This window comes from Undibacterium sp. Tian12W (genome assembly GCF_049339405.1).
Taxonomy (GTDB): domain Bacteria; phylum Pseudomonadota; class Gammaproteobacteria; order Burkholderiales; family Burkholderiaceae_D; genus Undibacterium.
Map to the genome: position 1 here is coordinate 196,921 of NZ_JBMPPK010000011.1, position 26,103 is coordinate 223,023.

Here is a 26,103-nt window from a genome sequence, read left to right on the forward strand (position 1 = left end):
AAATATTTAATATCGCACAGGGTGACACTTGAATTTACCTGAGGCAACTAATTAATGCACTCAATCTGGATGAAAGGCAGTGAGGCGAGTGATTAAAGTAATTTATTTCCACACTCTTTTTCCAGCCTCGCCTGATTCAAATCAGCATGCACTATCACGGTCTAATTGCAAATGTTAACGGTAAAAACTGACACTGTATCAAGAAGAAAAGTGCTGAAGTGGACGGCGTCTATACTGACTATTCTTTTACAAACACAAATGGGAAGCCTCGCCATGGCAGCAGAAGATGATGTTTTGAAATTCGATTCACACGACCTCAATCTCCAGGTCTATAGCGCTGGCGATTTCCGACTTGTTTATGCGGGCTTGCCGCACGAACTCGCGTTTGGTGAAACTGCCAGAGAAAAAACCCCTGCAGATGCAACCCGTTACCCTGGGTCTGGCTCAGGCCCCTATTTGAGTTTCGCGAGTTTGGTGGAAATGGAATGGCGTTCAAAAGATGGGACTCATTTTAAGCATACGCTTGATCTGGACAGCATTTTTAAAGACAGGAAAGTGCTGCATGATGAAAATCCTGCTGACATTTACAAACCCATGCCTATATCGGGCCGTCGCCCCACCCTTATTATTGAAGTAAATGACAGAACTGTGAATGTATATATGTTCACCAGCATACAGCTGATTCCCAAAGACCCAAATGCACTTCTGAGAGACGAGCGGGATCATCGCGTTCTTGCCTATTCCAAGACATTTTGACTGACTGAATTATGACGACTGCAGGCAACGACGGCGTGGACGTAAAAATCGCAACGCCTGAACAATTAGCCAGTTATACGAAAGCACAAGAACAGATAGATACATTTAAAGTACCCAATCTGTATGACGCCAAAAATCCAAACGCCAGAGTTTTCGTTGCACTATTTGATGGTACAGGCAACGATGCAATTAATGATCCGGCCCATATTACCAATGTGGGATTGTTCAGCAAGCAACTTGAAAATATCAACGGGAAGAACCCTAATATAGTAAGTCAATATGTTGCAGGTCCAGGAACGCAAAGCGGTGTAATGGGTACGGTTGATGGCGCACTTGGCGTGACATACAACGCACGCATAGAAATGATGTATGAGAAATTTGAACGGCAGAGTAACCGTTGGCTCCAGGAAAATCCGGATGCCAAAATCAGTGTCGTTTCTGTGGGTTTCAGTCGTGGTGCTGAGCAAGCTGCTGGCTTTTCCCGCATTGTTGCTGAGCGTGGTGTTCAGAACATTCTAGGCAAGGTCGATCACCCAGCAAGCAATAATTCTGAACGGTCAGATATCTCTTATACAGTTCCCCCATTAGTCAAAGGTAACACCATACCGCAAGCTCTGGGTTTGTTTGATCCTGTTGCCACCGGCGTGCCCTCATTGAATGACAGAAGGCCGCCAGATACCGTGATTACGGGTATCCAGATTCGTGCGGCGGATGAGCGCAGGCTGCAATTTCCGGCAACCAATTATGGCAATGACGGCTTGTCTGCGGACGGTAGATTCTTGAAAGTCATGGTCGCCGGTGCGCACAGTGATATTGGCGGTGGCTATGAAAAGAATGGCCTGCCTTACCGTAATTTCAATATGATGTCGCAGTTTCTGAATGGCACGCTGGACGACAATCTCATCAAGAAACTTGATGTACCTGCAGACCCTGGCATGAGCGTGATACATGATTCATCACAGCATAAAGTGTACTGGATCAAGATGTCAGAACGTGGGGAAAGTAATAGCCTGGATTTATTCGGTAAAAAAATGGAGCCCATGAACCCGGCAATGGAGCAGTACACAAAAAATGCCAAAGCCCTGGGTACCCAGGCGAATAGTGTAGACGACATCAGGCTGGACAGTAAGGACGCCGCCAAACCCTTGCCAGCCACGACACAGGAGGGCAAGAGTGGTGCCAAACCAGCAGCAGATACTGGCTTGCTGACGGTGGCAGACAGCCCTTCCAGCCGCATGCTGGCGCAATTCAGGGAAGTGCCTCGGACTCCGGCTCAACCGAAGTTGTAGGAATGTCTTCTTCATCTGGCCACATGTCTTGACCAAGAAAAACATGGCCTGCGTTTCAGGAAAATCAATCCAGAAAATTCACCCGTGCGAACTTGGCCTTGAAATCTTCCGGCATTTCCACCACGCGCCCGGCGCGGTAATCAAAAAACACAAAACCTGATTTCGCCATCGCAATGGCAGTCTGGTCTGCCGGGCGGCTGATGCGGAAAGTGATGTCGCCACCATATTTGTTAAAGTCCATGACACCAACTTCAAACAGCAACTGGTCACGTGCATGGGCTTCAGCCTTGTACGTCGTTGCCAGGTCGGTCACGATAATACCGCTGCCACCGGCCGCCGTTTCGCGTATGCCAAAGTCATACAGGAAGCGTGCCCGCGCTTCAGAAATCATGGAGATCATGGAATCATTACCGAGGTGGTTGGCGCCATTGATGTCAGTCACCCTGACTGTTAATTGGGTAGTGAAATAATATTGGTCTTCGGGAAAATGCAGTTGCAGGCGGGCCATGATAAACAAGAAAACGCGGTAAAAGACGTATTTTACCGCGTCTGCTGTACATCCTTTGCTTTATGCCTCAGCCAGCCATCCAATCCGTCACTGCCCGCCATTGCGGAATTTGCGGCAATACAATAAAACTCAGTTGCTGCAAGATCAGGATGCCCAATACCACCCAGTATGGCGTCTTGAACTTACCGAGACGCAGGTCATAAGCGATAAGGCCAAGCAGGATGATGTCAGTGAAAAAATAGCCTGCATGAAACGCTGCCGGGAATGAATTGATGCCAGGAATAAAATTACCAAACACCCTGGCAGCGGCAGGAGGGAAGGCCAGCAAAGCCGTACATGCCATCCAGCGGGAATGCAGTGCGCGGGTGCGGCGATAATGAATGGCCAGGCAATATGCGGTCGCAAAACCTATCAGGGTCGTGATATCGACAAAAGCCAGGCGACTGCCAAATGCCTTGGAAAAACCATTTTTCCCCGACACCATCACCTGCATGATGAGAATGCCAGAGATAATGAATAAAGGTGCAATCACCATCGACAGCTTGCCTATCGTACGGTGTATGTTCAATTGCCTGTGCGTGGCCAGCCAGCTTTGCAAAACCAGCATGAGCATCCAGACCGTGGCGACCATGCCGTGAAAATGATGCTTGAAATCCAGCTGCGCCAGGCGGCCAAAATAAGAAGGATAAAAACCAATCAGCACCAGCAGGAACAATGATGCAAAATAAATCGGTGACCTGGGATTATTGCTATTACTGATGGCTGTTTGCATGGGGCTTTACTCTTTCCGCGAAAAAAATCAGACAGGCAAAAACAGTGCGGCGTCCACTATTATCCCTCTCCAAATGAGGGATGAAAAGGAAATGAAATGCTTAAATTTTAAGCAAAATATCGCACCCCCGAACAGTAGTCCAGAATGCATTAGCTGTCAATTGAGCAAGCAAATACTGTGTAAGAAAATGCCTGAGCACAGCGCTGCCCAGGCATTTTTCATGCACGCTCAAGTGTGTTTTTGCAACACGGATCTCGGGAAGCCAAATAGTGAATATCCATTAGTGAATATCCAGTAGTGGATATCCAGAGCAACCTGGCCTGACTCAGGCATCCAGTATCTTTTCTCCCAGAGCGACGGACGCACTCTGTATCAAGCCATTTTTGATTTCATAGATGGCGATCATTTCCATGCGCCCTGTACCTTCTGGAAAAGTACGCGTGACTTCTTCATGATCAATGACGATGTGGCCTATCACTTCACGGCGTATGAGTCTTGCATGCAGATTGGGTTCTGCAAAGCGCACCGCCATGCGTGGGCGTATTTCTGCATGGCCAGTTGCCAACAACTTGCCCGGAAATTCAAATTGCTGTGCATCGACGGCATAAGTTTTGAGTATGGCATCAACATCGCGGGCATTATAGGCATCAAGCTGGGCCTGAACTACGGTTTCAGGAGTTATGTCGGTGGTAGCTGTCATAGGTTTAGTTATTCCTTTCAAAGTAGATGCGCGAGCCTGGCAGGCGTGGAATCGTTACTCAAATCGCCATCAGGCAAATGGGTCATCACCGCTTCTACCGTTGGCTGCGTCAACAATGACGCCAATACTGCTGCATGTGGCTCTGCCCAGATACCGGCGAAATCTTGTTCGCCTGGTGTGGTAATGGCAAAGGCCAGTTGCTCTTTTGGCGGACAAAATTCTGCATCCACACCAAGCTTGTTACCACGCGCGTCCAGCCGGTACCAGCCATGTTCTGGCAAGTAGGCGGCATTCAGACCATGCAGGCAAAATGGCGGTTCTGTACCTATGATCAGGCGCTGATAACACAGACCAGCATGAATGCCATTGGCACGCAACAAGGCAGCCAGCAAATGGCTCTTGGCATAGCAATAACCGGTACCATGCGCCAACACTTCAGATGCCTTGCAGGTCACGGGATTCTGGCGGTAATCCCAGCTATGTTTGATCTGGTCACGCACAAAATGAAAGCAACGTCGCGCGATATCAGCCTGCTCGCCGCCAGCGGCAGCCAGTGCTTGTGCCTGTGCCAGTACGGCGGGGTGTTGCCAGTCGATGTAGGTGGTACTTGCCAGAAATTCTTGCATGCGTGTTTCCGTAAAATAGGTTCTGAAATGGATTCCGAAATTGGATTTGAATCGCGTCAGATTTTATAAGCCATGCCCACCGAGGCGGGCGCAGTATGTTTGAAACCAAATTGCGCATACAGGTCTTGCGCCGGGCCGTCAGCGATGAGGCTGACATAAGCTGACTCTGGCGCATTTTGTTGCAGGTAGTGGGTGATCTCGCGCATGATCATCTTGCCCAGGCCCTTGCCCTGATGCTCTGGCAAGACCGCGATATCGACAACATGGTATGAAGTACCGCCATCGCCAACAACACGCCCCATGCCAACGACCAATTCGCCCTGCATGATTTGCACGGCAAACAGGCTGGCAGGCAAGCCACGCGCCGCCGCTTCTACTGTCTTGGTGCTTAAACCGGATGCCTTACGCAAGTGGCAGTAAGTGGCAATATCAGGAGTGGCGGCAACCGCCTGGTAAGTGTTTGTGCTCATGCTGTTCTTCAGATTAATTTTTACACTGGTTTGTTGATTTCAATGAGCAGAGAAATTTATCACAGATAGGCAAGGAATGTGTGCCAGCACCCAGCACCCAGCACGGTGCGCCATGCGCACCGGTTCGTATCAACTCCAATGTTCGCCCCGGACATCTACGCAAGCTAAAAGACACGGCAATGGTGCGCACAGCGCACCCTACAAAAATGCCAAATCCCCTTCAATAAGAAAAAATTAAACAAAAGACATATAAATCCTCACCAAAAACCCAAATAAAATCCCGCCCCAACCTGCCCACAGGCATAAAACAGGTTTACAATCCAGCCAAACCAAAGACTTTGCTTTCCTGGAATTTGCCTATGATTAATGTCTTCGTCTTGCATAACGGCCGCCTGAGCCAGATCAATGTGGAAAACCGCGCTGATCTTGAAAATACCCTGCCTATCTGGGTCGATCTGACTGACCCCAATGAAGAAGAGCGCGAATGGGTAAAGAGTATCTATGGCGTGACCTTGCCGGGGGAAGACGAGGTCAAGGATATCGAGGCATCAGCCCGCTATTACGAAGCTGATAATGGTGACCTGCATCTGCGCACCGATTTCTTGATTGACGATGACGATGAGCCAGCACGCACGGTGACCGTGGCCTTTATCCTGGCGCGAGATATTTTATTCTCAGTCCATACCATCGATTTGCCAGTGTTCCGCCTGGTGCGCATGCGTGCGCGTTCACGTCCCGGTTCTATTGCTGATTACAAGGATGTGCTGCTGGACTTGTATGCGACCGATGCTGAGTATTCTGCCGATGCGCTCGAAGGCATCTATCAAAATCTGGAAGACGTCAGCCGCAGTGTGCTGCAAAAAAACTTCAGCGATCAGGATGCTGCCGCCGCGCTGAATTCGATTGCTGTTGAAGAAGATTTGAATGGCCGCATACGCCGCAACATGATGGACACGCGCCGCGCAGTCAGCTTTTTGATGCGCGGACGTCTGCTCAATGCCGACCAGTTTGAAGAAGCCCGCCAGATTTTGCGTGATATAGAATCACTCGATGGTCATACCTCCTTCCTGTTCGACAAGATCAACTTTCTGATGGATGCGACCGTTGGTTTCATCAACATCAACCAGAACAAGATCATCAAAATTTTCTCGGTCGCCAGCGTGGCCTTCCTGCCGCCTACCCTTATCGCCAGTATCTATGGCATGAACTTCAAGGGCTGGTTCCCCGAACTGGACTGGCAACTAGGTTACCCGTTCGCACTGGCGCTGATGCTGGCTTCGGCGATTACGCCGTTCTGGTATTTCCGCCGTCGCGGCTGGCTGAAGTAATCAGTAACTATAGTAAGCAGATAGAAAGTACAAGCATATGCCCGCCATCGCTCTTGGCCACTACAATCTGCGCGGCGACCGTGCCACGCTTGAAAAACTGAAGGATTTTTATATCCACTATGTGGGCCTGACAGAAGGCCCACGCCCGCTGAAGAGCTTTGGTTATTGGTTATATGCCGGTAGCCGCGATGTCTTGCACCTGTCAGAAAACCGTCCGGGTGAAACGCGCCAGACAGCATTAAAAACCGGTTTCGACCATGTCGCTTTCGCCTGTACCGATCTGCCTGCCATGCTGGATAAATTGCAGGCCGCTGGCATTGTGTATCGCCATGCCACGGTGGAAGCATCAGCAGGTTTTGCAACCCAGCATCAGGTATTTTTCAGTGACCCTGAAGGCAATGGCATAGAGCTTAATTTTTCTGAAAATGTTTGAGTAATCTTTTGCGCTCGCCCGGCTAACACGCTTTCTGTAGGGTGCGCCGTGCGCACCGATTATGTACAAGATCAGGGTGCGCACGGCGCCCCCTACTTCCCTCCCCTGCACAATTCATCAAACAGGTTTAAGATAAGAAATCGCCACTACTGACGAATCTTAACCATGTTCAAGATACGCGAAATCGATCACCTCGTCCTGCGGGTAAAAGACCTGGACAGCATGTTGCATTTTTATTGTGATGTATTGGGCTGCACTATCGAGCGCAGGCAGGAAGAGATTGGTCTGACGCAGTTGCGTGCAGGCAGGTCACTGATAGACCTGATCACGGTTACAGGTAAACTGGGCCGCATGGGTGGTGCCGCACCAGGCAAGGAAGGCCACAATATGGATCACCTGTGCCTGCGCGTTGAACCCTTTGACCTCGCCAACATACAGGCGCACCTGCAAAGCCATGATGTCAGCGTTGGAGAAGTCGGCCAGCGCTATGGTGCCGAGGGTGAAGGCTTGTCGATCTACATCAGCGACCAGGAAGGCAATGTCGTTGAATTGAAAGGGCCGCCAGACAGCCCCTAAAGATCAGGTCGGGGTATCCACCCCGTCCCAGTCTGCATTCTCAAAGTTGACCAGCCAGTTCAGGGCATAGTGCCGCTCATAGATGACACCGGCTTCCAGGTTCAGCGGTAGCGCTTCTTCTTTGATCCTGTTCTGGCGTACCAGCCAGTGCAGGCGGTAATGCAGGTCCAGGGCATCGAGTATCTGGCTGGCCGGACGTGTTTTTGCCTTGGCCATGGCTGCTTCAAAATCCATGTTCATCATAGTGCGCGCCGTCAGCGGCACATCGCAGATGTCGTCGGCAAAGGGCAATTCTTCCTGCAAGCCCAGTGCCCATTCCAGCACATACAGGGATTCATAACGCCAGGCAAATTGCGGCAGGATATCTTCTGTCGGTTCTTCTGTCTCGAGAAATTCGCGCTCTACGAGTGACAACCACGCATGTACCTGCGGGAAGCGATCTGTCAATTCATAAGCAGGAATGGGCTGGTTAGTTGCCACAGATTCTGCGCGCAAGGCGACGACATACAAGGCCAGCGCCCGCCCCAGTATCTCAACCGCCGGACGTAATTGCAGCTCGGACTCGCTGACCAGTGGCGGCAGATGGGCTGGCAGTTGTATGCCCATTTCAGCCAGCAGGGTATCGGTACGCGCTTTTCTTTGCCAGGCCAGTGCCGGATAAGGGATGGCCGCGCCGGTTTCGATACCGCCATCAGCCGCCGCCAGCAAGACATAGCCATGCGGGTCGCGGATATCCCCATCAGGCATGAAGGCGATGGCATTTGCCTCCACGGCCCAGTCAGAATAGGCATCAAGCTGGCTTTCATCCAGCCACAGGCTCAGGTGCTGCTGCACTCGCTGGATATGGCGCATCACATGATAACGCTGATGTGTCATCTGCCCGTCACCACGCTTGAGTACATAGCCGATAAAGCCTTGCAGATGTCCATGCAGCTCCGGGTCACTCATATCGCGCTGGCTATTGAGCTTGTGCGGGAAATTCAGAGGTGGCAATTGCGCACAGGTGCAATAGGCATTGATCAGTATGCTGCTGGTGCTGTCAGTATCAATCTCGGTTTCTGCTACTGCAGTTGCGTTCGCGCTTGCTTCTGCAGTTGCTACCGCCGCTACCTCTGCCACGGCTGAACTTGCAGAGCCTGATGATGGCGCCTGGGCTACCGCAGAAGATTTTCCGGAAATGAGATTCTTTAATTTTTTCAGCATGACGCAAACAGAAATGGAGATTGATTTGCTGATTCAGGATTGACACTTGTTACGCAGCCAAAATCACTGTTCAGCATGAAAGCGTAACAGGATAAGGGCAATATAAAAGCTGTGGGCCAGCTTTTACATGTAGAAACAGAATTGGAAACAGGCAATGTTATGCCTGCATGGCCTGCAGGCAAATACAGATTGGCACGCACGCGTCTGATGCAGGAATCAATACCCACCCTCTACCCTGTGCACTTCCATCGGAGGTACTTCGCCGGGCAACCATTTCTGGTGTATTTTTTGAAAGCTGCCATCCTTCTTCATTTGCCGCAGCGCGTTTTCCCACAGATTGATGCTTGCTGCCGGGGTTTTAAGGGAAAACGCCAGATACAGTTCCAGGCTATCCAGCACCATGACTTCTTCTACATCGGCCACGCTGCGGCCACTTTCTTGCAGGATGGAATTCACTGCGAGGCTACCCTCAACCCACAGATCAAAACGGCGGGCAAACAGCATTCTGGAAGAATTGAGTGGTGAATCAGCCTGGGCCAGATTGATGAAGCCTTTCTTTTTTGCAGCATCGGCAAAGATGCTGCCGCGGTAGGCCCCGATTGGCAACTTGTAGATATCAGTATCGAGAGCCTTGAGTCTTGCTGCCTCCCCCTTGCGTGTATAAACCGCGGTCTTGGATACCGCGATCGGCCCCAGCATGTGCATGAGTTTTTCCCGCTCGGGCGAGCGGCCGAGGCTGAACAACAGCACGTTGTCATCTTCCAGCACAGCCTTGTAGCCACGCGCCCAGGGCACCAGTTGTATCGCTTCCTTATTGCCCGTGATGGCTTGCATGACCTGGACGATATCGACCGCCATGCCATCAATACCCGATTTGGTCTTGAAGTTCATTGGCGGCCAGTCTTCCGTGTAGATTGTCAGCTTTTGCGCTTGCGCCGCATGGGAAAAAACAAGACACAAGATGCCAAACATCAGCACCGGCAAGCACCGTGCGCACATCTGCTGCAAAAACAAGAGAGCCTGGCTGCGCATATTTCTCCTGAAGCATGGCATGCCCTTACTTGAGCATATTTTGATAGTACGCCCGTGCTCTCCTCTGGAAAATGTCAATATGAGGTTTTAAGAACTCAAGTAACGATTTTTAACTTTTGCCATTGGCATAAATTACATAGTTTTTGACAATGAATCGATAGCACTGGAAATCTCTACAGCACTGTGCACTGCGGGCAGGCGCAAATCGTTTTCACTTCATATTTCCTCCATATTTGGATCGCAAGCTACATCTATCGTGCGTCTATCACCATAAATGATGATCTGCGCCGCCTTACGCAATCAGGAGAAAATATGAAACAAACTCAGTTGCAAGCCCTCTTGCTCGCCAGCCTCATTTTCAGCATTGCTGCCTGCGGCGGCAGCTCTGGCGGAGCGACGGCAACAGGCAACAGCACTGCCACTGCTACTACAGGAACAACGACTGGAACGACGGGTACAAATACCGGTACGACTACGGGTACAACTACTGGCACAACTACCGGAGCAAATGGTGGCACAACTACTGGCACATCCTCTGGCAGCACCAGTGTTGATGCCAGCAAACTGCCTCTGGGCGATGGCAAGTTCAGCCGCACCACTCCGGCGATTGGTTATGTCTATGCCTGCTATACCGCAGGCTCGGGTGGTGCGAGCAGCAAGGGGCCATGGTTCAATGCCGATGGCATGACTTGGAATTCTCTAAGCAAGATCAGCGTACAGGGTGCGGTCAGTTGGGTATCGAGTTTCATGGTGACCCTGGGCAGCACCCTGGGTATTACCGGCAACGGCCTGCCACCCAATCCCACCGGCACTTTCCCCATCGCCAGCACTGATCCTGCCTATGGGTATGACCGCAACCCCAACAGCATCAGTCAGGCCAATATCGCCTGGGGCTTGCCAGCCAACCCTGTCGTCGCCGTACAGCCAACCTGCACCAGTCTAGGTGCAATCGGCGTGCTGCTGGATGGCGTGCGACTCTACAATGCCGACGATGGCGGCTACCGCGATGCCGTCGCCTGGGAAATCCAGGATACCTGCCAGGGTCACCCTGAGCGCACGGGTCAATACCATCATCACAACATCACTTCCTGCCTGACGCAAAAAGATGCCCCGGGCCAGCACTCGCCGCTGGTCGGCTACATCGCTGACGGCTTTGGCATCTATGGCAACCAGGGTGAAAACGGCAAGGCGCTGGCCAATGCCGACCTCGACGAATGCCATGGACATACCCATGCAGTAGAGCGCAATGGTGTCATGCTCACGCAATATCACTACCACCAGACCAGGGAATTTCCATACACCATTGGTTGCTACAAAGGGACGCCAGCGACTGTGCATTAGTGCAGCTCAAGTAAACCGGGAACAAGAGCAAGAGCCGAAGCAGAAAAACATCCTGAACTTGCTTGGCGCTGCGCGCACCGGGAAATAAAGACCACACAAAATTTACTCGGCCTCATTCAATATGTCCCTACTAAAATCATTGCTCTTGTCCATGCTCAGCTTCATCGCTACCGTCGTGACCATGGGCTGGCTGACTGGTGCGTTCGCCGCACCACAAAATGCCCTCAACAACGACAAGCTCCCCTACTACTATCAACAAGACCTGCAAGCGCATTGGGACACCTGGGCATCTCTGCAGCGCATTGCCAGGTTTGAACTCATCAACCAGCATGCACAAGAAGTCGATCACAGCCTGCTACGCGGCAAAGTCAGCTTTGCCGGTTTCTTTTACGCAGGCTGCGTCACACTCTGCCCCATTTCACTCGAAGTCATGCGTGAACTGCAAACACAGATCAAACAAAAATCCATCGCCACACCCCAGTTCATTTTACTGACTGTCACTCCAGAACAGGACGATGCCCAAACCATGGCCGCCTATGCAAAAAAACTGAAACTGCCTGCCGACTGGAATATGCTGACAGGTGATTCCAGGCAAATGCAAAAGCTTACCACCAGCCTGATGACCGATATCAACGCCCGCGCCAGCAATGGCGAACCCCTGCACGGTCAGCGCGCCTTCCTGATCGATGCGATGGCCCGCATCCGCGGTATCTATGATGCATCGTCGATGCTGGAAATGCGGCGTATGGTGGGGGATTATGAGAGGTTGATGATGGAGGAATAGAAAAAAATTATATTTTCACCTCATTGACGTTTCGCATTTAATTCATGCTCCCGCGTACAAGGCACCTAAACGCAAGCCTAGACTGTTATCGCAGCGAGCATCAGTTTTCAACAACAAAATCAAATCAATCAGGGTTGCTTTCCTTGTCTCAAAAAATCTCTCAGTCGAATTTAAGCTGAACAATCTTAATATTACAAGAACAAAAATATTGAAACCCTCGCTACTTACAGTTTCAAGATACAAGAAATCATGTCCCTCATTATCATAAACTTGGTAGATTTCATTCTTTAAATAAAATTCACTCTCCAAGTAAAGAGGACGCATTTTCTCAAGCAAATAGTCAAAGCTAATTGAGCTCAATGTAACTGACCTACCCTTTGATATAAATATCGTCCCGCTCATAAAATGATTTTCAATCCTTTTATCAATTGTATATGACTGTTTTCTAAGTTTTCTCTATGCAATCAATCAAAAAGCGAAAAAAATGCTCTAAAAACTTTTCGCCACTCTTCTATTTCTTGACATCGCTCACGCCGCAAAAAATAAAAACCGTGTGCATCAATGTCGGTAACTATCGCCTTGCTACCAATCTATGAAATGATTTCGGTCTTTTCATCTTCCGGCAAATCATGGACAAACCAATCTGTCACACCCAGCAATCTGACCTAATCAACGATATTCATCTTCTTTGCACTCATTCCTGTTTTTTCTGCATAGTCTAACCGAGAAAATGTTAACGAGTTTTCCAAGCCAGTAGGGTGCGCCGTGCGCACCATGCATGCCAAAACTTGGTGCGCACGGCGCACCCTACCAGTCTTTACATGCCCCGTCTGAAAATTACCTGCGTCTCAACTTAGTTAAAATAAAAAACTAACTTAGTTGCATTTTATATTTAAGTGGACTATTCTATATTCAAGCAAAGGAAAAGAATCATACCGAGATCAAAATAAACGATCCAAAAAAACCTCTGCGCACCTGAAGACAAGAAAAGGAATAGTCATGTTCAGCATCAAATTCATCAAGTTCCAGCCCACCACCTATGTGCTGCAATTCAAAAACGGCAATCTCAGGCGCGAGGGTGCCGGGCTGGCTTTCTTTTACTATGCGCCTACCACGTCCATGCTAGCGATACCCATGGCAAGTACCGACACGCCGTTTATCTTTGAAGAAAATACCGCTGATTTCCAGACGGTTACGGTGCAGGGCCAGGTCACTTACCGCATCAGTGATCCGCAAAAGGTCGGTGCCTTGCTCAATTTCGCCATCAATCCTGTGACCCAGCAATACATCTCGGATGACCCGCAAAAACTGTCGCAGCGCATCGTCAATCTCGTCAAGGTGTTAACCCGCAAGGGCTTGCAAAGCCTGGCGCTGCGTGATGCCCTGAAAGCGGCTGATACGCTTGGTGCAGCGGTGAGCATGGCAGTGCGCGACAGCAAGGAATTGCAGGCACTGGGGGTGGAATTGCTGGGCCTGAATTTTCTGGCCCTCAAGCCCACGCCAGAGGCAGCCAAGGCGCTGGAAGCGCAGGCGCGCGAGCAAATCCTCAAATGCGCAGACGATGCCATCTATGAACGCCGCAATGCTGCCGTTGAACAAGAGCGCCGCATACGCGAAAATGAATTGAATACCGAGATCGCCGTCGAAAGCAAAAAGCGCCAGATACGCGAAACCCAGATGGAAGCTGAAAAAAGCATACAACAAAAAGAAAGCGAACTTAAACTCGCCCAGATGCAGGCCAAAATCGCCGAAGAAAACCAGCAAACCACGCTCGTCAAACTATCGACAGAAAACGCCAGGGCAGAAGCCGACAGCCGCGCCTATGCTGCTCAAACCCTGATGAATGCCTATAGCGGCGTTGATCCCAAAGTCTTGCAGGCACTGGCCATGGGCAATATGCAATCCGGCCAGTTGATCGCCCTCGCCTTCCAGGAACTGGCAGAAAAAGCTGGCTCCATAGGCCAGTTGAATATCACGCCAGACCTGTTGCGTGAATTGATGAACCAGCCTGGATAGACCCGGGAAATGATATGAGCAGCATCCATAGTACAACAACGCGCCAGACAGAAAACAAGATCATCCTGATCACCCGCAAGACCAGACTCGAAGAACTTATCGTCAAGTACAACACGGTCGGCCAGGCACGCTTTTATATAGAACATCTGGGTGGCGACTTTGCCGCCTACCAGGCCGAGCATGACAATTACCTGGCCTGTGTCAGCGCGGCAGAAAGCAGTCTCACACAACTTGCGCGCCTGCAAAAGATAGATCGTAGCTTCTTGCCCAACATGATCTTTGGCCGTGACGATATCGTCATAGCTGTGGGGCAAGATGGCCTGGTCGTCAACACCATGAAATATCTGGATGGTCAGCGCCTGATAGGCGTCAACCCTGATGTGCAGCGCTGGGATGGCGTGTTGCTGCCTTTCCAGGTCAGGGACTTGCCCAAAATCGTCCCCGAAGTACTGCAACAGCGCCGCCCGGTGCGCGAAGTCACTATGGCCATGGCCAGGCTGAACAACGGCCAGACCATGCTGGGTGTGAACGATATTTTCATCGGGCCCAAATCCCACATCTCTGCCAGTTACACCATACAACTGCAAGAACGCCAGGAACGACAGTCATCAAGCGGCATCATCATCTCCACTGGCATGGGTTCCACAGGTTGGATGAAGAGCATACTGACAGGCGCAGCAGCGCTGCAAGAGAGATTTGATGATCCGCGTCAGATGATATACAACATCGCCGCCGAGCCGCTGACATACACCGCAGAATGGGACACCCGCGAACTGATGTTCGCCGTGCGCGAACCCTTCCCCAGCAAGACTTCATCTGCGACTTTAGTGCGTGGTCAGATACTGGAAGACAGCAAGCTGCAAGTCACATCCCTGATGCCGGAACATGGTGTCATTTTCAGCGATGGCATAGAAGCAGATTACCTGGAGTTTAATGCAGGCCTGACTGCCGAGATAGGCGTGGCCGACAGACGCGGTTATCTGGTGGTGTAGTCAACCAGATGCGTCACAGGTATCAAATTTTCCTCCCGCATTTACACCGCGTTTGTGCATATTAGTGCGCGCGGGACTCGCAACACGTTGATAGTTGTGCGCGAATCTCTCTTTTATCCAAAATAAAACTAAGATAGTTGCAATTAAATACTAACAAGATTAATATCTGTTGATCAAACTTCTTAACGCAAGCTTTGAGCATGCCAACAATGGAATAAATCATGGGTATCACTTTAGAACAACGCTATCTCGGTGCACTGGCTGGGCTGGCCTGCGGTGATGCCGTAGGTACGACGGTAGAATTCTCAGCGCGCGGCAGCTTCACGCCTGTGACAGACATGGTTGGCAAAGGCCCTTTTGGCCTGCTGCCTGGCGAATGGACAGACGACACCTCGATGGCACTGTGCATGGCAGAAAGCCTGCTGACGAAAGATGGCTTCGACGCAAAAGACCAGATGGGACGTTACCTGAACTGGTGGAAATGGGGTTACCTCAGTTCTACCGGCATCTGCTTTGACATCGGCAATACCGTGCGTGCTGCCTTGTCGCGTTATGCCAGCAGCGATGAACCCTACTGCGGCGCAGAACATCCCAGCACGGCTGGTAATGGTTCGCTAATGCGGCTTGCCCCTGTTGTGATGTTCGGCTATCCCGATATAGCCGCAGCCATCCACTATGCAGGAGAAAGCTCGCGCACTACCCACGCCGCGCCAGAAGCCATACAAAGCTGCCAGTTGCTGGCGGCGATACTGTGCAAGCTGTTTGCTGGCTGCGACAAGGCTGATTTATTTACAGAACTGCCATTCACACCGACGGAGCTAAAAATCATAGCTCTCAGCAAGGCTGGCTTCATTGATAAAGACAGTACACAAATACGTGGCAGCGGTTATTCGGTTGAATCCCTCGAAGCTTCGCTGTGGTGCTTTATACACACCGACAGCTTTGAAAGCGCCATCCTCACCGCCACCAACCTGGGTGACGATGCCGACACCACTGCCGCCATCACCGGGCAAATTGCGGGTGCCTATTACGGTGTGGAAGGCATACCTGCAAAATGGCTGGAACGCCTCGCCATGCGTGAAGAAATATTGCGCATGGCGCGGGACTTGTATGAGAGGTTTGGTAGCAGGGTCATTTCACCAGCAAGAGAGTCAGCATGAAAGAACGCACAGGAGACTTATTAGCACTCGCCCTGCAAGGGGAGTTTGACGTTATCGTCCATGGCTGCAATTGTTTTTGCAATATGGGCGCTGGCATCGCCAAGAGCATCAAAAAACAGTTCCCTGAAGCCTATGCAGCAGATCAAACCACCTTGCCTGCCGATCATGCCAAGCTGGGCAGCTATAGCCAGGCTCGGATACAGAGAGGCGACAGGCAGTTTGTCATCCTCAATGCCTATACCCAATTTGACTGGCGTGGTCAGGGGGGAAAGCCGACTATGCAGCAATACGCAATGCATTTGCCGCAATACGTAAAGAATTTAATGGCTTGCGCCTCGCTTACCCACTGATAGGTGCTGGCCTTGCTGGTGGCGACTGGGTAAAGATTGCAGCCATCATTGATGAGGAATTGGATGGCATGGATCATACGCTGGTGCGGTTTGATGCCATTTAATGCCAATTAAAATCCGGGTACTCGGCAAAATGACGATGACGCAATGCGATCCATAACTATCCAGAAAGAGGCTATGCCAGTTTCAGCATCTGATGCAATCGCGGGCTGCCTGATGGGCGGCGCAGTCGGTGATGCCATGGGCTTGCCGTTTGAAGGCCTATCGCCACGCAGGATAGCGCGTTTGCGTAAAGGGGCGCTGCAATACCGACTTTTCTGTGGTCATGGCATGGTCAGTGATGACACGGATAACGCGATCTTTGTGACGCAGTCGCTGATCAAGAGCAAGGGAGATGTCAGTAAATTCAAAAAAAGCCTGGCATGGAGGTTACGGCTTTGGTTGATATGCCTGCCTGCAGGCGTGGGGTTTGCTACCCTGCGCAGCATTATCAAGCTATGGCTGGGATTTAAGAACAGCGGAGTCTACTCGGCTGGCAACGGCCCCAGCATGCGCAGTGCCATGATAGGGGCCATACTCTCAAATGACGCGTCAGCGCGCCATGCCCATGTAATGGCATCTACCCTGCTTACGCACACTGACCCCAAGGCTTTTACTGGTGCATTGGCAATTGCTGAAATCGCAGCACGATTGGCTAATCAAGAATGGCAGACCAGGCCTCCTCTGAATGAATTGATTAGTATGCTGAGCAATTTGTCTGACGATGCAGAATGGCAGGCTGTCGTTAAAGGCATAAAAGAATCTTGTCTTGCACCCGACCCTGTATTAATTGCGCAAAACCATTTTGGCGGCAAGCATGGTATCTCGGGCTATACCATGCACACAGTGCCATTCGCCATCATTGCCTGGTACCTGTATTTTGGCAGCTATTACGACACGATAGACGCGGTGGTAAATGCTGGCGGCGATGTAGATAGCGTAGCCGCTATTGCAGGCGCATTGGCAGGTGCCAGTGTAGGGCTAACTGGGATCCCGCAAGAGTGGCGTGAGGGTTTGATGGATTGGCCACATAGTCGCCAATACTTACAGACATTGGCTCGCAAGGTGAATGACCCTGAAGTGAAAGCCTGGCTACATTTTTCTTTTTGGCTATTTCCACGCAATATTATTTTTTTTTTGATTGTCTTACTACATGGGTTCAGGCGCTTGCTACCACCTTATTAGCATAGGTTGGGCCGGACCTCGCCAGGCTACGCTTCACCAGTCCAACATTAAGCATATAAGTAACGTAAATTTTAATTCTTGGTAAAGCATAAATTTATTCAACTTCGTATTTCGAAACATACTTAATTTGAGGCCCAGTGTTGGGCTGGTGAAACGTAGCCCAACCTACGATACTATACGGAAGCTGGCCTGAATTTCTCTGCGATGCTATTCCCACGCAATATTATTTTTACGGTGATCGTTTTAATACACGGGTTACGCCGTTTGCTACCACCGTATTAAGCTACATCTTAGGGCCCTGCTTGAAATATGCAGCAACAGAAGCTCGCCTTTTTAAAAGGCATTTCCAACAGAAACTACCAGGTAAAAATAAACACTTTTACTTCATCATGCAGACAGGTGATATATGAAAGGCCTGCCCGTTCATAGTCATTCATGTCCACCGACCTCAGTCTTTCTGGCGGATAAGCTTTCTTTACATCTTTGGCAAAAATGTAGAGGAATTCTTTTTCGACCGCCTTGCCAAACATGACATGACCGTAGGGTCCGCCGATATGCGGCAGATCAAATGGCAACTGTTCAAGAATGTTTTTAGGTACAGGAACAAAGGGCCAATACACTTTAGCACCGGGATAGCTATGCCGCTCCATTTCTAAAAAGGGATCTATGACCGCCCTAAAGTCAAGCTCAAATCCCTTGGTGCAGGTCAGCTCACCATTGGCATGTTCAAAATCTACAGGTACCAGGCAGAGGTCAACTCCCATGGTTTTCCTATTTTAAAGCAATAACAATTGAGCTTGACTTAATCATACCCTGGCAGATCAAGCGAAGAAACATTGTCGCCCCAGCTAGAATCAAGCAAGCCTTTTTCTACAAATTTATGCAATGAAGAATAAGGCCAGTCGCTGGCGTTATCTACATAGCCGTGCTTAACTGGATTGTAGTGCAGATAATCGACGTGCTTTTCAAGGTCATCATCGTCTCTTATCATGTGCTCCCAAAAACGGCGCTGCCAGATTCCACGTTCACGCTTTTTCTCGCGGCTGGAGCTGATGTTTTCCTGTTTGGGCAAGGCTTTCGAAAATGCTGTCTTGATCAGTGACCAGCGTAAGGAAAAATCTACGTCGCCTTCGGGTAGTTGCCAAATGCTATGCAGATGTTCAGGCATGACAACCATGGCGATGATTTCGAAGGGGTATCTTATTTGTACTGTCCGGAATGCATTTCGCAACGCGTCTATGTGGTCTGTGAGGAGCTGACTCTGCCGGTCTTGCAGATTGACCGTGAAAAAGTAAGTGGCACCAGGGACATTGGCGCGGCGATAGCGCATGGTATTTTGGGTTTTATAAAATAAATGAATATTTGTATATTATCTCAAGATGATCGATAGTCGTAGGTTGGGCTACGCTTCACCAGCCCAACATTCGGCGTATAAATAACGTACGCCTTCACCTTGGTGGAATACAGATTTATCCTACATTTTATTCAGATACATACGTTAATTAAAGGCACAGTGTTGGGCTGGTGAAGCGTAGCCCAACCTACGAGATTGCAAACACATGATTAACTAACCAGGGGCACAAACTACCGCTGCCTCTCAATGCGCCTCTTCCCAATTCCCACCCACGCCTACTTCAGCAAATAGCGGCACATCCAGCTTTGCCACAGTCGCCATCAACTCTGGCAATTTTTGTTTGACGAGTTCCAGCTCTGCTTGCGGCACTTCGAGCACCAGTTCATCGTGTACCTGCATGATCATTCTGGATTGCAGTTTGTCTGTTTCCAGCCAGCCTTGTACGGCGATCATGGCGAGTTTGATGAGGTCGGCGGCTGTCCCTTGCATGGGGGCGTTGATCGCTGCGCGCTCCGCGCCTGCACGGCGGGGGCCGTTGGGGGAATTGATTTCTGCCAGCCACAGGCGGCGGCCGAAGACGGTTTCTACATAGCCGTGGGCCTTGGCCTTGGTGCGGGTGTCAGCCATGTACTGGGCGACGCCAGGATAACGCTGGAAGTATTTGTCGATATAGCTTTGTGCGGCGCTGCGTTCTATGCCGAGGTTGCCTGCCAGGCCAAAGGCGCTCATGCCATAGATGAGGCCAAAGTTGATGACCTTGGCATAGCGACGCTGTTCGCTGCTGACTTCATCAAGGGCTACGGCAAAAATCTCTGATGCCGTGGCGCGGTGAATGTCTTCGCCATTGGCAAAGGCGGCCAGCAGGCTGGTATCGCCAGAGATGTGCGCCATGATGCGCAATTCGATTTGCGAATAGTCCGCAGAGATGATGACATTACCCGGCCCGGCGACAAAGGCTTCGCGTATGCGGCGGCCTTCTGCGGTGCGCACGGGGATGTTTTGCAGGTTGGGGTCATTCGATGACAGGCGACCCGTCACCGCCACTGCCTGCGCATAATTGGTGTGGACGCGGCCTGTGCTGGCGTTGACCATCTTGGGCAATTTGTCGGTGTAAGTCGATTTGAGTTTTGCCAGGCCACGGTATTCAAGCAAGACCTTGGGCAGGGGGTAATCCTCGGCCAGTTTTTGCAAGACTTCTTCATCAGTCGATGGTGCGCCGGACGGCGTTTTCTTAACGACAGGCAGACCCAGCTTGCCAAAGAAAATCTCGCCCAGTTGCTTGGGTGAGTTCAAATTGAAAGGCTGCTCTGCCAGCTCATAGGCCTTTTGTTCCAGTTCCAGCAGGCGTATGCCGATTTCATGCGACTGCGTTTCCAGCAAGTCTTTGTTGATGTGCACTCCATTGCGTTCTACCTTTTGCAACACTACGGAGGTCGGTATTTCTATCTCGCGATAAACGCGCAGCAAATTGGCATCCGGCTCTATCTCTGGCCACATGGCCAGGTGCAGTTGCAGGGTGATGTCGGCGTCTTCAGCCGCATAGGTGGTGGCGCGTTCTATGTCTACCTGGTCAAAGCAGATCTGGCTTGCGCCTTTGCCACAGACTTCTTCAAAACTGATGGTCTTCTTGCCGAGATGGCGCATGGCCAAGCTATCCATGTCATGCGATTTATGCGATTCAAAGACATACGATTGCAATAGGGTGTCATGGACGATGCCGCGCAAATTCACGCCCTGATTAGCGAAGATGTGGCTATCGTATTTAAGGTTTTGGCCGACCTTGGCTTTGCTGTCGTCTTCCAGCCATGGCCTGAGTTTGTCCAGCACCAGCGCCTTGGGCAACTGATCTGGCGCGCCAGGGTAGTTGTGGGCGACAGGTATGTAGGCAGCATGCCCTACTTCGCAGCATAGCGAAATACCAACCAGTTGCGCCGTCATGGGTTCCAGCGAAGTGGTTTCTGTATCGACGGATGTCAGTTTGGCGGCATTGATGCGGGCCAGCCATTCGTCGAGCGCGGCTTCGGTCAATACGGTTTCATAATTCTGCTGGACTGGCGTGGCGGGCTTGTCCGCGTCTGCTGTTTCATCATTGAACAATCCACCCTGGACAGAATTACCTCCACTGGTGGCGGCTTTGGCGGCGGGCAGCGGTGTCGCGCCCGCGGTGGCGTCACCAGTCAGTTCGCGTAGCCAGGTCTTGAAGCCCCAGCGGCCAGCAAAGCCAACCAGTTCGGTCTTGTCTTCTTCCCTGGCGACCAGGCTATCCTGTATCGAGGTGTAATGCCCGGTCAGGTCGCAATCAGTCTTGACGGTGATCAGCACGCGGCCTTGGGGCAGCCATTCCAGCGCACTGCGCAGGTTGTCGCCGACCACGCCCTTGATCTTGTCGGCGTTGGCGATGACACCATCAAGACTGTCATATTCTGTCAGCCATTTGACGGCAGTCTTGGGGCCGCATTTGGCGACACCAGGGACGTTATCGACGGTATCGCCGATCAGGGTCAGGTAATCGATGATGCGGTCGGGCGGCACGCCAAATTTGGCCAGTACACCGGGTTCGTCGAGCTTTTCTTCGGTCATGGTATTGATCAGGGTGACATTGGCATTGACGAGTTGCGCCAGGTCCTTGTCGCCGGTAGAGACAATGGTGTTCATGCCCAGCTTGGTGGCTTCTACGGCCAGCGTGCCGATGACATCATCAGCCTCTACCCCTTCAACCATCAGGATAGGCCAGCCCATGGCCTTGACGGCGATGTGGATAGGTTCTATTTGCAGGCGCAGGTCGTCTGGCATGGGGGCGCGCTGGGCCTTGTACTCGGGGTAGAGGTCGTCGCGGAAGGTTTTGCCTTTGGCATCAAACACACAGGCGATGTATGCTGCCGGGTAATCAGTACGCAAACGGCGTAACATATTGATCATGCCGTGTATGGCGCCAGTTGGCTCTCCTTGTGCATTGCGCAGGTCGGGCAGAGCATGGAAGGCGCGGTACAGATAGCTAGAGCCATCAACTAACAAGAGAGTATTTTGCATATGAACGGAAACAGAAAAGATGTAACGAGGTTGCGCCAGATTATCGATCAGGAAAAAGCAACTTCGCTGAAAGCGCGGGAATCATGGCATATGTTCACGATTATGGCAGAATTTATCGAGTCCACCGAGCGGCTTTCAACAATCCGCCCTGCAGTGACGATTTTTGGGTCTGCCCGTACCAGGGATGACCACCCGGATTATGCCAAATGCGTGGATTTGTCGCGCCGCCTGTCGGACGAGGGTTTTGCTGTGATCTCAGGCGGTGGCCCCGGTATTATGGAAGCCGCCAACAAGGGCGCCTTTGAGGGAGCCTCCCCTTCTGTTGGCCTGAATATAGAATTGCCACATGAGCAACGTAGTAATCCCTGGCAAAACATCAGTCTGAGCTTCCGTCATTTTTTTGCGCGCAAGGTGGCTTTTGTCAAATATGCCGATGCCTATGTGGTTTTCCCCGGTGGCTTTGGCACTCTGGATGAAGTCAGTGAGGTCTTGACGCTGATACAGACTGGCAAGACCCGCAATATCCCCGTCATTTTGGTCGGCACCAGTTTCTGGCAAGGTTTGCTGGACTGGATCAGGATGCAAATGGCGGGCAATGGCATGATCAACCATGATGACCTCAATCTGGTACAACTCATCGATGAACCAGCAAATATCGTCGATGCAATTTTTGCGTTTTATGAGGCCAGGGATATCAATTTGTCTGAGGAGCAAAGGCAAAAGATGCTGTATCTGTAGGGTAAATTTGGTAGGGTGCGCCGTGCGCACCGCTCGTGCAGCTTACGCAAAACCGGTGCGCATGGCGCACCCTACCAAGGTTTTCACACCATCTATCATTCAACTTTTACTTTGCTTTCAAAGCCCCCTGCTCTGCCTGCGGAAAACTTTGTATCACCTCACCTTTGTCATCCAGAAAGTTCAACATGGCCTGGCCTTCTGGTGTCACCAGCATCATGATGCGCGGCTTGCCTCTGGCGTCGGCCATGATGATGGCAGATGATTTGCCACGGGTCTTGCCGATGAACATGCGGTTGGTTTGCTGGCCACCCGCATCTTTCCACTTCTGCAGCAACGCATCTTTCTCTGGGCCGGCCGGGGCTTTTTCATAAGCCTGGTACAAACCGTCGTAATCTTTTTGCAGGCCACGGTCATAGATTTTCAGGCCAGATTCCATCGTGCCACCGCTTTCATAATGACCGAGTGAGAGTTGCTGGTCACCGCCAAACCTGTCCATGGAAAAATGCATACCCGCGACAGGCTTACCCTTGTCGTCAAGCTTGCCGTCGAAGATAAAGCCACCGTTTTCATCCCCCAGTGCGTTATAGAAAATCATGCCTGGTCGTTGCGGCCCCATGCGTTTGCTTTGCTTGCCATCAATCACGGGCTCAGGCAGACGCAGGTGATTGGCGATGACCATCTCATGTTTTCCTTCAGGCGTGACGATGTTGATACGCTCTACATCGATTTCTGAAAATTTGCCACGATTCTCTGTATATGCGGCAGCCGTCAACAGCATGATGCCCAGACCTGCCCCGGCGACTGTCAGCACCTGTTTGAGCAAACGGTTCTGGCGGCTTAATTGTGTGATGAGTTCATCTTGCTGTGTCATGCTGTCTCCTTGATTGTCGTTGATCGTTATGGCTGCCTTCATGGTTTCTTGCAGCGCTTGCGCATGATAAAAGTTCGGCATTCGTGCAAGCCAGCATGCTGCGACTAGTGGGAAGACCGGAGGTTCGAATGGCAGATTAGAAAGATAAACGGGAGGGCAGACTTCTGTATATAGGCTGCGAATGGAAATCGGACTACTATTTGCCAACGACTTGCCTGCATGCCTTTGATCCTGAGCTGAAAACATGATACGTGCACTACTTTTATTGATTAGCTTGCTGGGAGTTCTCTTGTCCGGCCTGGCATTGCTACTGTCTTACAGCAATCCCGTCATGGTAGAAAACATGGCACGTGAAGTTGTGCGTCTGGAAGTGGAAAAACGGGTTCATGCGAAGCTGCATACGCTGCAAGACAGCAAAATAGCCGAGCTGGCAGGCCAGGTCCTTGCACGCCAGACGGCAGAGATAGAAAAATTAAAACTTCAGCTTGCCGCAGACCTGCCTGCCCGCATTGCAGGCATGGTGACAGACTTGGGCAAACTCGACTGCACTTGCCGACAGAAGATAGAGAAATCTCTGACAATAGGCATGCAGGAGCGCAGCCAGAAACTCGCACAAATCAATGATAGATTGAACGAGCTGATACGCAGCAAATACATGGAAGTGGCACAGTCATTGACGCGTGAATTCCGCATTTTCAATGCGGCCAATACCCTGATTTTTGTCTTGCTGGCGGCCACCGTGGCACTGCGCCCACGCGCCAGCGTGCAATTGCTGCTGCCTGCTGGCGTATTGCTGGGTGCCGCTGCACTCACCGCGTACTTCTACCTGTTCGGGCAAGACTGGCTGCACACCATCATTTTTGCAGACTACACAGGTTTGGCTTATTTTGCTTACCTGACGTTGGCCATTGTTTGCCTTGCAGATGTTGCTTTCAACAAAGCCAGGATATGCACTGCCGCAATCAATGCTGCGGCAAATGTCGTGGGTTCTGCGTTTCAGGTTTTGCCTTGCTGAGCCAGCTCAGCCTCATCAAACAGACGCAAGGCCAGCAGACCATGCCCGACAGCGGCACCAGCGCGCAATGCCGCGGCAATGAAAACCACCTCGGCAATCTCTTCCCTGGTCGCCCCAGCTTTTGCGGCATTCTTGCCATGCGCATCTATGCAGTAGGCGCACTGGGTAGTCAGGGCAACGGCAATGGAAATCAGCTCACGGTATTTTTCAGGGATGACACCATCGGCTCTTTCTGCAGTGGTCTTGAGTGCCAGAAAAGCCTGTGCTTCTTTAGGTGCGAGACTGATCAGCTCTTTGGCTTTGGCCAGGTCTTGCGGGTTTTGGTAAGTACTCATATTGATTCCTTTCAGGGCTGTTTGACATCTGCTTGCCATAACAAGAGTCAGCAACAAACCAAAAGGATTTATCAGAGGCGATCTTTTTTTGCGTCAGTGTATATATACAACGAAGGTATAATTATCAGAGCAGCGCGTGCAGACTCATGGCAGCATTCCAAAATTTTTTATCAATGCAGCTTTTGCAGTGCTCCAGAAACTACATGACTACCGGACAATGACTACCAACCAGTTCCCGCAAATTACTTCTACATTATTCGCCCATGAACGCCTGCTATGGTCAGGCCAGCCACGCCAGGGCATCATGTTCCAGCTCACTGATTTGTTCATGGTGCCCTTCAGCCTGCTATGGGGTGGCTTTGCGTTGTTTTGGGAATGCAGCGTCATCACTTCTGGCGCTCCCCTGTTTTTTTGCTTGTGGGGCATCCCGTTTGTACTGATAGGTTTGCACATGATAGGAGGCCGCTTCTTTCTTGAAGCAAGACAAAGAGCTGGCACTTATTATGCCGTCACCAGTGAACGTATACTGATAGTCTCAGGTCTGTTTAACAGCAATCTGAAATCACTGGACCTCAAAAACCTGGGTGAAATCAGCCTGACTGAGGCAAAAGAGGGTGAAGGCAGTATCGTGTTTGGCAATAACCCACTGGCAACCCTGTTTGGCGGACTCTCAGGCCTGCCTGGCAGGATAAATGCGAAGACGATGACGCAGTTTCAATCCATCGCCGGGGCGAAACAGGTATTTGAGTTGATACATCAGGCCAAGAGGATGGCTTAAGACTTTCACCAACTAAAGAAGTAATTGGCGTGTTCAGCAATATTCATCCTAGAGAATTTTCACGCTAGTCAATAGCCTTGTTGAGGATGATTGAGTGATGTCCATTTGCTATACAGGCCAGATAATAGTTGGTTGCCAGTATGGTCAACTAATTTCTTAAATGCGCTTTTCGCATCCTCAAGTAACCATCCAGGGCTATTTAATACCTCCCAAGCCAGCTGATAATCTCTATCACTGATTGCGTCACTGAAACTTGCACTGGGATCAAAGTTCAATTGCAGCCCGTTGCTGACTAAGAAGCTGTTGCGAAATTAAATTAAAGGTTTAAGAAAGTTCCAGCAAATGAGAGAACAAGCCAACGAAAGAAATGCTTCGTGTGTCATAGCTAGTTTCTCATAACGCATTTTTAGACGACGGTAAGA

General features: G+C 50.8%; 28 protein-coding genes. 16 read left to right on the plus strand and 12 right to left on the minus strand.

Going from position 1 to position 26,103, the window contains the following annotated elements; genetic code table 11:
• Positions 1–273: 273 nt before the first annotated feature.
• Positions 274–756: a hypothetical protein gene (locus ACO0LI_RS15895; protein WP_422953391.1), complete on the plus strand. Its 483-nt coding sequence runs from the start codon at positions 274–276 to the stop codon at positions 754–756.
• Between the two features lie 11 nt (positions 757–767).
• Positions 768–2,045 (plus strand): phospholipase effector Tle1 domain-containing protein, encoded by a 1,278-nt coding sequence (locus ACO0LI_RS15900; RefSeq protein ID WP_422953390.1) that lies wholly within the window; start codon positions 768–770, stop codon positions 2,043–2,045.
• 64 nt (positions 2,046–2,109) lie between these two features.
• Here the strand turns inward: ACO0LI_RS15900 and ACO0LI_RS15905 are convergent, their stop codons facing one another.
• From ACO0LI_RS15905 to ACO0LI_RS15925, 5 genes are all read right to left on the minus strand, one after another.
• Complete coding sequence (locus ACO0LI_RS15905) at positions 2,110–2,553, minus strand: thioesterase family protein (protein WP_422953389.1); 444 nt, start codon at positions 2,551–2,553, stop codon at positions 2,110–2,112.
• 67 nt (positions 2,554–2,620) lie between these two features.
• Complete coding sequence (locus tag ACO0LI_RS15910; RefSeq protein ID WP_423033596.1) at positions 2,621–3,325, minus strand: hypothetical protein; 705 nt, start codon at positions 3,323–3,325, stop codon at positions 2,621–2,623.
• Between the two features lie 325 nt (positions 3,326–3,650).
• Positions 3,651–4,025, minus strand: a complete 375-nt coding sequence (locus ACO0LI_RS15915; RefSeq protein ID WP_423033597.1) for a nuclear transport factor 2 family protein — start codon at positions 4,023–4,025, stop codon at positions 3,651–3,653.
• Positions 4,026–4,042: 17 nt separating this feature from the next.
• Positions 4,043–4,651, minus strand: a complete 609-nt coding sequence (locus ACO0LI_RS15920) for a transglutaminase-like domain-containing protein (protein ID WP_423033598.1) — start codon at positions 4,649–4,651, stop codon at positions 4,043–4,045.
• Between the two features lie 56 nt (positions 4,652–4,707).
• Positions 4,708–5,121 (minus strand): GNAT family N-acetyltransferase, encoded by a 414-nt coding sequence (locus tag ACO0LI_RS15925; RefSeq protein WP_423033600.1) that lies wholly within the window; start codon positions 5,119–5,121, stop codon positions 4,708–4,710.
• 359 nt (positions 5,122–5,480) lie between these two features.
• Between ACO0LI_RS15925 and corA the strand changes: the two genes are divergently transcribed.
• From corA to ACO0LI_RS15940, 3 genes are all read left to right on the plus strand, one after another.
• A complete protein-coding gene (corA, locus tag ACO0LI_RS15930; protein WP_162043097.1) occupies positions 5,481–6,449 on the plus strand; it encodes a magnesium/cobalt transporter CorA in 969 nt (322 codons plus the stop codon).
• A gap of 37 nt (positions 6,450–6,486) precedes the next feature.
• The gene (locus tag ACO0LI_RS15935) at positions 6,487–6,882 is read left to right on the plus strand and encodes a VOC family protein (protein ID WP_423033602.1); all 396 of its coding nucleotides are present in this window, start codon (positions 6,487–6,489) and stop codon (positions 6,880–6,882) included.
• Between the two features lie 165 nt (positions 6,883–7,047).
• Complete coding sequence (locus ACO0LI_RS15940; RefSeq protein WP_423033604.1) at positions 7,048–7,458, plus strand: VOC family protein; 411 nt, start codon at positions 7,048–7,050, stop codon at positions 7,456–7,458.
• A 3-nt stretch (positions 7,459–7,461) separates the two neighbouring features.
• On the opposite strand, the gene ACO0LI_RS15945 is transcribed toward ACO0LI_RS15940, so the two are convergent.
• Positions 7,462–8,661 (minus strand): DUF4272 domain-containing protein, encoded by a 1,200-nt coding sequence (locus tag ACO0LI_RS15945; protein ID WP_423033606.1) that lies wholly within the window; start codon positions 8,659–8,661, stop codon positions 7,462–7,464.
• A 216-nt stretch (positions 8,662–8,877) separates the two neighbouring features.
• Positions 8,878–9,693: a substrate-binding periplasmic protein gene (locus tag ACO0LI_RS15950; protein ID WP_423033608.1), complete on the minus strand. Its 816-nt coding sequence runs from the start codon at positions 9,691–9,693 to the stop codon at positions 8,878–8,880.
• A 312-nt stretch (positions 9,694–10,005) separates the two neighbouring features.
• On the opposite strand from ACO0LI_RS15950, the gene ACO0LI_RS15955 reads away from it, so the two are divergent.
• From ACO0LI_RS15955 to ACO0LI_RS15990, 8 genes are all read left to right on the plus strand, one after another.
• The gene (locus ACO0LI_RS15955) at positions 10,006–11,034 is read left to right on the plus strand and encodes a YHYH protein (protein ID WP_423033610.1); all 1,029 of its coding nucleotides are present in this window, start codon (positions 10,006–10,008) and stop codon (positions 11,032–11,034) included.
• 121 nt (positions 11,035–11,155) lie between these two features.
• Positions 11,156–11,818 carry an SCO family protein gene (locus ACO0LI_RS15960; RefSeq protein WP_423033612.1) on the plus strand — a complete coding sequence of 221 codons (663 nt, stop codon included), beginning with the start codon at positions 11,156–11,158 and terminating at the stop codon, positions 11,816–11,818.
• A 999-nt stretch (positions 11,819–12,817) separates the two neighbouring features.
• Positions 12,818–13,834 carry an SPFH domain-containing protein gene (locus ACO0LI_RS15965; RefSeq protein ID WP_423033614.1) on the plus strand — a complete coding sequence of 339 codons (1,017 nt, stop codon included), beginning with the start codon at positions 12,818–12,820 and terminating at the stop codon, positions 13,832–13,834.
• A 14-nt stretch (positions 13,835–13,848) separates the two neighbouring features.
• A complete protein-coding gene (locus tag ACO0LI_RS15970) occupies positions 13,849–14,826 on the plus strand; it encodes a sugar kinase (protein WP_423033616.1) in 978 nt (325 codons plus the stop codon).
• 221 nt (positions 14,827–15,047) lie between these two features.
• Entirely contained in the window at positions 15,048–15,986 is a 939-nt protein-coding gene (locus tag ACO0LI_RS15975) for an ADP-ribosylglycohydrolase family protein (protein ID WP_423033618.1), read from the plus strand.
• Entirely contained in the window at positions 15,983–16,336 is a 354-nt protein-coding gene (locus ACO0LI_RS15980; RefSeq protein ID WP_423033620.1) for a hypothetical protein, read from the plus strand. The genes ACO0LI_RS15975 and ACO0LI_RS15980 overlap by 4 nt, the downstream gene beginning before the upstream one ends.
• Positions 16,315–16,440, plus strand: a complete 126-nt coding sequence (locus ACO0LI_RS15985) for a hypothetical protein (RefSeq protein WP_423033622.1) — start codon at positions 16,315–16,317, stop codon at positions 16,438–16,440. The genes ACO0LI_RS15980 and ACO0LI_RS15985 overlap by 22 nt, the downstream gene beginning before the upstream one ends.
• Positions 16,441–16,513: 73 nt before the next feature.
• Positions 16,514–17,560, plus strand: a complete 1,047-nt coding sequence (locus ACO0LI_RS15990; RefSeq protein WP_423033624.1) for an ADP-ribosylglycohydrolase family protein — start codon at positions 16,514–16,516, stop codon at positions 17,558–17,560.
• A 356-nt stretch (positions 17,561–17,916) separates the two neighbouring features.
• On the opposite strand, the gene ACO0LI_RS15995 is transcribed toward ACO0LI_RS15990, so the two are convergent.
• The 3 genes from ACO0LI_RS15995 to polA form a co-directional block, all read right to left on the minus strand.
• Positions 17,917–18,324 (minus strand): hypothetical protein, encoded by a 408-nt coding sequence (locus ACO0LI_RS15995; protein ID WP_423033626.1) that lies wholly within the window; start codon positions 18,322–18,324, stop codon positions 17,917–17,919.
• Between the two features lie 38 nt (positions 18,325–18,362).
• A complete protein-coding gene (locus ACO0LI_RS16000) occupies positions 18,363–18,890 on the minus strand; it encodes an REP-associated tyrosine transposase (protein WP_423033628.1) in 528 nt (175 codons plus the stop codon).
• Between the two features lie 267 nt (positions 18,891–19,157).
• Positions 19,158–21,944, minus strand: a complete 2,787-nt coding sequence (polA, locus tag ACO0LI_RS16005) for a DNA polymerase I (RefSeq protein WP_423033630.1) — start codon at positions 21,942–21,944, stop codon at positions 19,158–19,160.
• Here polA and ACO0LI_RS16010 point away from each other — a divergent pair, their 5' ends adjacent.
• Positions 21,945–22,682 (plus strand): TIGR00730 family Rossman fold protein, encoded by a 738-nt coding sequence (locus ACO0LI_RS16010; protein WP_423033632.1) that lies wholly within the window; start codon positions 21,945–21,947, stop codon positions 22,680–22,682.
• Between the two features lie 106 nt (positions 22,683–22,788).
• On the opposite strand, the gene ACO0LI_RS16015 is transcribed toward ACO0LI_RS16010, so the two are convergent.
• Positions 22,789–23,553, minus strand: coding sequence for a hypothetical protein (locus ACO0LI_RS16015; protein ID WP_423033634.1), 765 nt, complete (start codon positions 23,551–23,553; stop codon positions 22,789–22,791).
• Positions 23,554–23,797: 244 nt separating this feature from the next.
• On the opposite strand from ACO0LI_RS16015, the gene ACO0LI_RS16020 reads away from it, so the two are divergent.
• A complete protein-coding gene (locus ACO0LI_RS16020) occupies positions 23,798–24,568 on the plus strand; it encodes a hypothetical protein (RefSeq protein WP_423033636.1) in 771 nt (256 codons plus the stop codon).
• Here the strand turns inward: ACO0LI_RS16020 and ACO0LI_RS16025 are convergent.
• Complete coding sequence (locus tag ACO0LI_RS16025) at positions 24,550–24,903, minus strand: carboxymuconolactone decarboxylase family protein (RefSeq protein ID WP_423033638.1); 354 nt, start codon at positions 24,901–24,903, stop codon at positions 24,550–24,552. The two genes, ACO0LI_RS16020 and ACO0LI_RS16025, sit on opposite strands and share 19 nt — an antisense overlap.
• Before the next feature lie 217 nt (positions 24,904–25,120).
• On the opposite strand from ACO0LI_RS16025, the gene ACO0LI_RS16030 reads away from it, so the two are divergent.
• Positions 25,121–25,681 carry a hypothetical protein gene (locus ACO0LI_RS16030; protein ID WP_423033640.1) on the plus strand — a complete coding sequence of 187 codons (561 nt, stop codon included), beginning with the start codon at positions 25,121–25,123 and terminating at the stop codon, positions 25,679–25,681.
• Positions 25,682–26,103 lie beyond the last annotated feature (422 nt).

What these genes read in the sequence shown, in the direction of transcription:
- ACO0LI_RS15895 (WP_422953391.1), top strand. Translation starts at nt 274, where the DNA reads ATGGCAGCAGAAGATGATGTTTTGAAATTCGATTCACACGACCTCAAT.
- ACO0LI_RS15900 (WP_422953390.1), top strand. Translation starts at nt 768, where the DNA reads ATGACGACTGCAGGCAACGACGGCGTGGACGTAAAAATCGCAACGCCT.
- ACO0LI_RS15905 (WP_422953389.1), bottom strand. Translation starts at nt 2,553, where the DNA reads ATGGCCCGCCTGCAACTGCATTTTCCCGAAGACCAATATTATTTCACT.
- ACO0LI_RS15910 (WP_423033596.1), bottom strand. Translation starts at nt 3,325, where the DNA reads ATGCAAACAGCCATCAGTAATAGCAATAATCCCAGGTCACCGATTTAT.
- ACO0LI_RS15915 (WP_423033597.1), bottom strand. Translation starts at nt 4,025, where the DNA reads ATGACAGCTACCACCGACATAACTCCTGAAACCGTAGTTCAGGCCCAG.
- ACO0LI_RS15920 (WP_423033598.1), bottom strand. Translation starts at nt 4,651, where the DNA reads ATGCAAGAATTTCTGGCAAGTACCACCTACATCGACTGGCAACACCCC.
- ACO0LI_RS15925 (WP_423033600.1), bottom strand. Translation starts at nt 5,121, where the DNA reads ATGAGCACAAACACTTACCAGGCGGTTGCCGCCACTCCTGATATTGCC.
- corA (WP_162043097.1), top strand. Translation starts at nt 5,481, where the DNA reads ATGATTAATGTCTTCGTCTTGCATAACGGCCGCCTGAGCCAGATCAAT.
- ACO0LI_RS15935 (WP_423033602.1), top strand. Translation starts at nt 6,487, where the DNA reads ATGCCCGCCATCGCTCTTGGCCACTACAATCTGCGCGGCGACCGTGCC.
- ACO0LI_RS15940 (WP_423033604.1), top strand. Translation starts at nt 7,048, where the DNA reads ATGTTCAAGATACGCGAAATCGATCACCTCGTCCTGCGGGTAAAAGAC.
- ACO0LI_RS15945 (WP_423033606.1), bottom strand. Translation starts at nt 8,661, where the DNA reads ATGCTGAAAAAATTAAAGAATCTCATTTCCGGAAAATCTTCTGCGGTA.
- ACO0LI_RS15950 (WP_423033608.1), bottom strand. Translation starts at nt 9,693, where the DNA reads ATGCGCAGCCAGGCTCTCTTGTTTTTGCAGCAGATGTGCGCACGGTGC.
- ACO0LI_RS15955 (WP_423033610.1), top strand. Translation starts at nt 10,006, where the DNA reads ATGAAACAAACTCAGTTGCAAGCCCTCTTGCTCGCCAGCCTCATTTTC.
- ACO0LI_RS15960 (WP_423033612.1), top strand. Translation starts at nt 11,156, where the DNA reads ATGTCCCTACTAAAATCATTGCTCTTGTCCATGCTCAGCTTCATCGCT.
- ACO0LI_RS15965 (WP_423033614.1), top strand. Translation starts at nt 12,818, where the DNA reads ATGTTCAGCATCAAATTCATCAAGTTCCAGCCCACCACCTATGTGCTG.
- ACO0LI_RS15970 (WP_423033616.1), top strand. Translation starts at nt 13,849, where the DNA reads ATGAGCAGCATCCATAGTACAACAACGCGCCAGACAGAAAACAAGATC.
- ACO0LI_RS15975 (WP_423033618.1), top strand. Translation starts at nt 15,048, where the DNA reads ATGGGTATCACTTTAGAACAACGCTATCTCGGTGCACTGGCTGGGCTG.
- ACO0LI_RS15980 (WP_423033620.1), top strand. Translation starts at nt 15,983, where the DNA reads ATGAAAGAACGCACAGGAGACTTATTAGCACTCGCCCTGCAAGGGGAG.
- ACO0LI_RS15990 (WP_423033624.1), top strand. Translation starts at nt 16,514, where the DNA reads ATGCCAGTTTCAGCATCTGATGCAATCGCGGGCTGCCTGATGGGCGGC.
- ACO0LI_RS15995 (WP_423033626.1), bottom strand. Translation starts at nt 18,324, where the DNA reads ATGGGAGTTGACCTCTGCCTGGTACCTGTAGATTTTGAACATGCCAAT.
- ACO0LI_RS16000 (WP_423033628.1), bottom strand. Translation starts at nt 18,890, where the DNA reads ATGCGCTATCGCCGCGCCAATGTCCCTGGTGCCACTTACTTTTTCACG.
- polA (WP_423033630.1), bottom strand. Translation starts at nt 21,944, where the DNA reads ATGCAAAATACTCTCTTGTTAGTTGATGGCTCTAGCTATCTGTACCGC.
- ACO0LI_RS16010 (WP_423033632.1), top strand. Translation starts at nt 21,945, where the DNA reads ATGAACGGAAACAGAAAAGATGTAACGAGGTTGCGCCAGATTATCGAT.
- ACO0LI_RS16015 (WP_423033634.1), bottom strand. Translation starts at nt 23,553, where the DNA reads ATGACACAGCAAGATGAACTCATCACACAATTAAGCCGCCAGAACCGT.
- ACO0LI_RS16020 (WP_423033636.1), top strand. Translation starts at nt 23,798, where the DNA reads ATGATACGTGCACTACTTTTATTGATTAGCTTGCTGGGAGTTCTCTTG.
- ACO0LI_RS16025 (WP_423033638.1), bottom strand. Translation starts at nt 24,903, where the DNA reads ATGAGTACTTACCAAAACCCGCAAGACCTGGCCAAAGCCAAAGAGCTG.
- ACO0LI_RS16030 (WP_423033640.1), top strand. Translation starts at nt 25,121, where the DNA reads ATGACTACCAACCAGTTCCCGCAAATTACTTCTACATTATTCGCCCAT.